This is a genomic window from Halanaerobiales bacterium (assembly GCA_035270125.1).
GTDB lineage: Bacteria > Bacillota > Halanaerobiia > Halanaerobiales > DATFIM01 > DATFIM01.
The window spans coordinates 1-6,152 of sequence record DATFIM010000149.1 but is presented as its reverse complement, the minus strand read 5'-3'; the positions used below and the strand labels follow the sequence as shown (position 1 = coordinate 6,152).

General features: G+C 31.4%; 7 protein-coding genes. All 7 read left to right on the top strand.

Annotated elements, in window-relative coordinates:
- On the top strand, positions 1-540 hold a 540-nt coding region (locus VJ881_07815; GenBank protein HKL75958.1), incomplete at its 5' end, for a flagellar M-ring protein FliF C-terminal domain-containing protein.
- A gap of 35 nt (positions 541-575) precedes the next feature.
- Positions 576-1,583 carry a flagellar motor switch protein FliG gene (fliG, locus tag VJ881_07810; protein HKL75957.1) on the top strand — a complete coding sequence of 336 codons (1,008 nt, stop codon included), beginning with the start codon at positions 576-578 and terminating at the stop codon, positions 1,581-1,583.
- Complete coding sequence (locus VJ881_07805; protein ID HKL75956.1) at positions 1,576-2,364, top strand: FliH/SctL family protein; 789 nt, start codon at positions 1,576-1,578, stop codon at positions 2,362-2,364. The genes fliG and VJ881_07805 overlap by 8 nt, the downstream gene beginning before the upstream one ends.
- Entirely contained in the window at positions 2,351-3,661 is a 1,311-nt protein-coding gene (gene fliI, locus VJ881_07800) for a flagellar protein export ATPase FliI (GenBank protein HKL75955.1), read from the top strand. Before VJ881_07805 ends, fliI begins: the two co-directional genes overlap by 14 nt.
- Positions 3,662-3,700: 39 nt before the next feature.
- The gene (gene fliJ / locus VJ881_07795; protein ID HKL75954.1) at positions 3,701-4,129 is read left to right on the top strand and encodes a flagellar export protein FliJ; all 429 of its coding nucleotides are present in this window, start codon (positions 3,701-3,703) and stop codon (positions 4,127-4,129) included.
- 1 nt (position 4,130) lies between these two features.
- The gene (locus VJ881_07790; protein HKL75953.1) at positions 4,131-4,661 is read left to right on the top strand and encodes a hypothetical protein; all 531 of its coding nucleotides are present in this window, start codon (positions 4,131-4,133) and stop codon (positions 4,659-4,661) included.
- Positions 4,662-4,695: 34 nt separating this feature from the next.
- Positions 4,696-6,152 (top strand): flagellar hook-length control protein FliK (locus VJ881_07785; GenBank protein ID HKL75952.1); only part of this gene is annotated, 1,457 nt, incomplete at its 3' end.

Here is a 6,152-nt window from a genome sequence, read left to right as displayed (position 1 = left end):
AATACTGTTACTAATTATGAAATAAATGAAAAAATAGAAAAACACAAATATGCTCCTGGTGATGTAGAACAACTCTCTGTTTCAGTGATTTTAAATAATGAAGAGAATGAAGAAACAGTTAATAATATAAGGAATGCTGTCCAGGCAGCAATTGGTTATCAGGAAGATCGTAATGATCAGGTTAGTGTAACCAGTATGCAATTTAATGATAGTCTGGAAGAAGAGGCTACTCAGGCCCAATTAGCTGCTCAGGCCGAAAACAGAAGAAGAATGTATATATATGGTGGTTTAATAGCATTTATCTTACTGGCCCTTATAGCAACCTTCTTTATTTTACGAAAAGGAACAGAAGAAGAAACATATGAAACAGGCCAGACAGTTGATATGATGGTTGGAGAAGAAGCAACTTCATCTTCTGAAGAAGAATTATCTGAAGAAGAAAAAGAAAGAAGAAAAATGAAAGAAGATATAGAAGAACTGGTTAATGATAGACCTGGGGAAATAGCTCAGTTACTTAAAAGCTGGCTTGAACAGGATTAAATTTTGCTAAAAACTAAGAAAAGCGAGGTGATTGTATGGCTAAAAGGAATTTAAGTGGAAAAGAAAAAGCCGCTGTACTGCTTGTTTCTCTTGGTCCGGATGTTTCTGCTCAGATTTTTCAGCATCTAGATGATGAAGAGATAGAAGAATTAACCTTAGAGATTGCTAATATGCAGCAGGTTGATACTGAAGTTAAAGATGAAACCCTCCGTGAGTTTTATCATTTAGCAGAGGCTAAAGATTATATCAATCGGGGTGGTATAGATTATGCCCGTGATGTATTACAGAAAGCATTAGGTGATGATAAAGCCAATGATATACTGGAAAGATTGACGGCTACTTTACAGGTTCGTCCTTTTGATGCTATCAGGAAAACAGACCCATCTCAACTTTTAAATTTTATACAGGGTGAGCATCCTCAGACAATCGCATTAGTACTTTCTTATTTACAGCCAGGTCAGGCATCTCAGGTTCTTTCTTCTTTACCTCAGGAAGTACAGACTGAAGTCTCCAAAAGAGTAGCAGTTATGGATAGGACTTCACCGGAAATTATTAAAGAAGTTGAAAAAGTCTTAGAACAAAAACTTTCTTCAGTAGTCACTAATGAATATGCAAGTGCTGGAGGAATTGAGGCTATTGTTGATGTCTTAAATCAGGTAGATAGAGGAACTGAAAAGAATATTCTCGATCATCTAGAAGAAGATGATCCTGAACTAGCTGAAGAAATCAGACAGAGAATGTTTGTATTTGAAGATATTACTGTTCTTTCCGATCAGGCAATACAGCTTGTAGTAAGACAGGTTGATTCTCACGATATAGCTCTTGCCCTTAAAACCGCAAGTGATGAAGTAAAAGAAAAATTATTAAGCAATATGTCCAACAGAGCTCGCGAAATGCTGGAAGAAGATATGGAATATATGGGACCAGTACGTGTCAGAGAAGTAGAAGAAGCTCAGCAGGGTATTGTAAATGTAATTAGAGAACTAGAAGATAGTGGTGAAATTGTAATTGCCCGTGGTGAGGAGAGTGAAGTAGTTGTCTAAGATTATCAAAGCATCCAGAATAACAGGCGAATATAAGCTTAGTGATGTAAAGATAGAAGAAAAGATAAAAAAAGAAAAAAAGAAAAGTAATGATCTTAGTGAAAATAAAAACGAAAAAAGCAATCATAATTTAAGTAAAATACAACAGCGAATTAAAGCCCGAAAAGATAAAATAATTACTGAGGCAGAAGAAAAAGCAGCTGAGATTAAAAAACAGGCTAAAGAAGAAGCTAGTAAAATAAAGGATAAAGCGGAAAAAGAAGGATATGACAGCGGTTATCAAAAAGGAAAAAAAGAAGGATATGAAAAAGGCTTTGATGAAGGATATCAGGAAGCTAAGAGTAAAGCTCAAACAAAAATAGAAGATTTGAATAAAATTTCTCAAAAAATAGACGAACATTTTGAAGAAGAACTGGAAAGTTTACCAGCAGAGGTTATAGAACTTTCTGTTAAAATTGCTTCTAAAATTATAAATAAAAAAATTAACTTTAATCCAGAACTTATAAATAATATTATTTTTGATCTATTAGAAGAAATTGGGGAGACTCATCAGGATATAGAAATAAAAATAAGTCCTGCTATGGAAAAATATATTAATGAAGTTGATATTGAAAATCAATTAAATCATGAAACATTGAAATTTGTTGCTGATGAATCTCTTACTGATGGAGACTGTATAATAGAAACTGAATATGGTGGTAAAGATGCCACTATTGAAAATAAATTGGAGTTGATTGAAAAAAAATTATTACAGGGAGCAGGTTATAATGAAAAAGGTTGATCTTTCAGGATTATCTGAAGAATTGGATGATACCAAACTTAGCAGTAATTATGGCCATATTACAAGGGTAGTTGGTTTAATCATTGAATCTAAGGGGCCAGAAGTTAGTATAGGTGAATTATGTCATATAAAAAATAATGAAAGATCAGTTAAGGCAGAAGTTGTTGGTTTTGATGATAATCGAGTTTTACTTATGCCAATTGGTAAAATGGAAGGTATTAATCCTGGAGCAAGAGTTATTGCTACTGGTGAAAAATTAAAAATTAAAGTTGGCGAAAATATGTTAGGTCAGATTCTTAATGGAATTGGTAAACCAATTTTAGATAAAGATAAACAACTTTCGGGATTAACTGAAAGACCTGTTGATAGGAAACCTCCCAATCCGCTTTTAAGAAAAAGAATCAAAGATCCTTTAAGTTTGGGTATCAAAAGTATTGATGGTCTTTTAACCTGTGGTAAAGGTCAGAGAGTAGGTATTTTTGCCGGTAGTGGTGTTGGTAAGAGTACTTTACTGGGGATGGCCGCCCGTAATACTGAGGCTGATATTAATGTGATCGGTCTTGTTGGTGAACGTGGAAGAGAGGTAAGAGAATTTATAGAAAGAGATTTAGGTGAAAAAGGTTTAGAAAATTCTATTGTAGTAGTTGCTACTTCTGATAAACCTGCTCTTGTACGTTTTAAAGCAGCTCAAATAACAACAGCTATTGCTGAATACTTTAGAGATAAAGGTCAGGATGTCTTACTTATGATGGATTCTATTACAAGGGTAGCAATGGCCTTAAGAGAAGTAGGGTTGGCTACAGGTGAACCTCCAGCAACAAGAGGTTATCCTCCTTCTGTATTTGCCAAACTTCCTCGTTTATTAGAAAGAACAGGTACAAATGATAAAGGTACAATTACAGCTTTATACACTGTCTTAGTTGAAGGTGATGATTTTAATGAACCTGTTTCTGATACAGTTCGTGGTATTTTAGATGGTCATATAGATCTTTCCAGAGAACTTGCTTCTCGTAATCATTATCCAGCAATAGATGTTTTAAGCAGTGTTAGTCGTGTCATGGATGACATAGTAAATGAAGATCATATTGAAGCTGCCGGTGAACTCAAAAAAATGCTTGCAAATTATCGTGAATCTGAAGATCTTATAAATATTGGTGCTTATGAAGAAGGAAGTAATCCGGCTGTTGATAGAGCAATAGAACATATTGATGATATAAATGATTTTTTGCAGCAGGGAATTACTGAAAAAAGTAATTTTTCTCAAACCTTACAAAAATTAAAGAGAGTAGTAAAATAATATTTTATAATAGATAAAGACTGAAGGAGGCTTTAATTTATGTCTGCTTTTAAATTTGACTTACAAAAAGTGCTTAATGTAAGAAACATTGAAGAAGATATGGCTCAAAATAAGTTTCTGAAAGCTAAAGAAGAAAAAAAAGAAATAGAAAAAAGCCTGGAAAATTTAAAGGAGACAAAAAAAGATGTTCATCGATATATAAGAAATAATTCTTCAGTCGAACAAATATTACATGCCAGACGTTTTTTGCAAAAACATGATGAAAAAATAGAAAATCATCAGCAAAAATTATCTGCTAAAAAAAGGGAAGTTACAGAAAAACAAAAAGAAATGTTAGCTAAACAGAAAAAAAGAAAAGTTTTGGATAAATTAAAGGAGAGGAAATACAAAACTTTTTATAAAGAAAAAATAAAAGATCAACAAAAAGAATTAGATGAAATAGCCCAGCATGAGGGAGAGGAAAGATAAGATGAAAAAATATTTAATTGTATTCTTAGTATTTTTAGCTATATTTTTGACACTTGGTGTACTAAATTATTTTGAGATAATTTCCCTTACAAACTGGGGAGAATATGTTTTAACTAATACTCCAGTTTTAAAAGAATATGTAAAAAGAGATGAACAATATGATAAATTGCAAAAAGAAAAACAGGAATTAGATAGTGATTTTCAGAAGTTGAAATCTGAAAATGAAGAATTGAAATCACAGCTCAAATCAGCAAATAATAAAATAGCTAATCTGGAAGAAGAACTTAAGAATATCCAAAATTCCTATCAGGAACTACAGAGTTCTGAAGCTACTGCTGAAGAAAAAATTAATAAATTAGTAGGAATTTATACAGAAATGGAAGCACAAAAGGCGGCTTCTATTTTTAGTACTCTTAATGAAGATCTTGCCTTAAAGATTCTTTCTAATCTTGATGGAGAAGTTGCCGCAAATATTATGAGTAATCTTGAACCTGAAGTTGCCGCTCAATTATCACAGGCAATGGATGAATAAAGATAAATAACTATTATTGGAAGGAGGTGATGTGATGGCAGAGATGATGGCTCAGGGCCTGAATAATCTAAACAATTTAGTAAAAAATCAAAGTAGTCAATCTACTAAAAATTCTAAAAAAACTGAGGGAAAAGACAGTCTGGCAGTTTTAGTTAATGGTAATGAAAAAGCTAAACAAACATTCAAACAATTATTACAAAATAATGATAGCAAAAAAGCCGATAATTCAGAAAAAATAGATTTTTCAAAATTGCTTGATGTCTTAAATCTATCAAAAGATGAACTAAAAGAGAAGATAAAAAATATGGACAAAAAAGAAATAAAAAATCTGGAAAAAATGGTGCAGATCGCTCTAGCAAGTATTTTGGAAAAATTTAATAGTGAAGAAAAACTAAAAAATATGGAAGAATTCGGTCTTTCTAAAGAACTGCTCAATAAAGTTAAATCAAAATTGGGCTTTATGCAGCAATTAATTAATAAACAAAAAGAAAACCTGGGAATGAAAATTTCTAATACTAATATGCAAGAGAATTCAATAGATGCAGGAGTAAACAATAATACTAATTCCAGTAAAAATAATGAAAAAGTTAATATTAGTAAAATTAATTTAACTAATAAAACTAATTCAACCAGTAAGAATGAAGGTCAAAATGTTGTAAGTGACCTAGGAGAAGATGCTAAAAATAACAATTTAGCTGAAAATTCCAGCAAAATTTCTGGAAACAAAGATAATAATATTACCAAAAATATTCTTGCTAAAATGAATGTAGATAATAAAGAAAATATGAGCAAAGCTGAAAAAGTATATTATCAGACACTAAAAAAACAGGCCAATGCAGAAAATAATCAAACAAAACAGGTATCTATTGGTTTAAAAGATAAAGGAAAAAATTTAGCAGCCAGTCAGTTAAATTCTGAATTAAAGGCTAATCTCGATTTTAAAGACTTAAATAAAAGTAATGAACTCAAAAAACTACTAAATCAAGAGAAATTTAATAATACTGAAAATAAAATAGAAACAACTTCCAATAATACAAAACAGGATTCATCATTTAGCAATTTATTTTCTGGAAATCAGGAAAACAATAATTTTGCCCGGTTATTTGGGACGCAAAATTTTAATAATTCCAGTAATCTTAGTTCAGCTGAAAATACTCCTCAATTTAGCAATTCAGTTTTACAGGGAACAGAACTGGCTAAACAGGTTACTGAACAAATAAAATTAATAAATAAACCGGCAACAAATGAAATTAATTTACAATTAGAACCAGATTTTTTAGGTAAAGTTAAAATGAATTTAAAAGTTGAAAGTGGAAAAGTTACTGCTCGTTTTATGGTAGATAATATTTTGGTTAAAAACCATTTAGATCAAAATATTTCTCAGTTAAAATCTACTTTGATCAATCAAGGGTTTAATGTTGATAATCTGGAAGTAAATGCTGAAGATAGTGGTTATGATATGGGCAGAGAAGATGGCTCAAATCAGTTTTT

Excerpts from the sequence above, each read along its gene's own strand:
- fliG (HKL75957.1), top strand. The coding sequence starts at position 576 with ATGGCTAAAAGGAATTTAAGTGGAAAAGAAAAAGCCGCTGTACTGCTT.
- fliI (HKL75955.1), top strand. The coding sequence starts at position 2,351 with ATGAAAAAGGTTGATCTTTCAGGATTATCTGAAGAATTGGATGATACC.
- fliJ (HKL75954.1), top strand. The coding sequence starts at position 3,701 with ATGTCTGCTTTTAAATTTGACTTACAAAAAGTGCTTAATGTAAGAAAC.
- VJ881_07790 (HKL75953.1), top strand. The coding sequence starts at position 4,131 with ATGAAAAAATATTTAATTGTATTCTTAGTATTTTTAGCTATATTTTTG.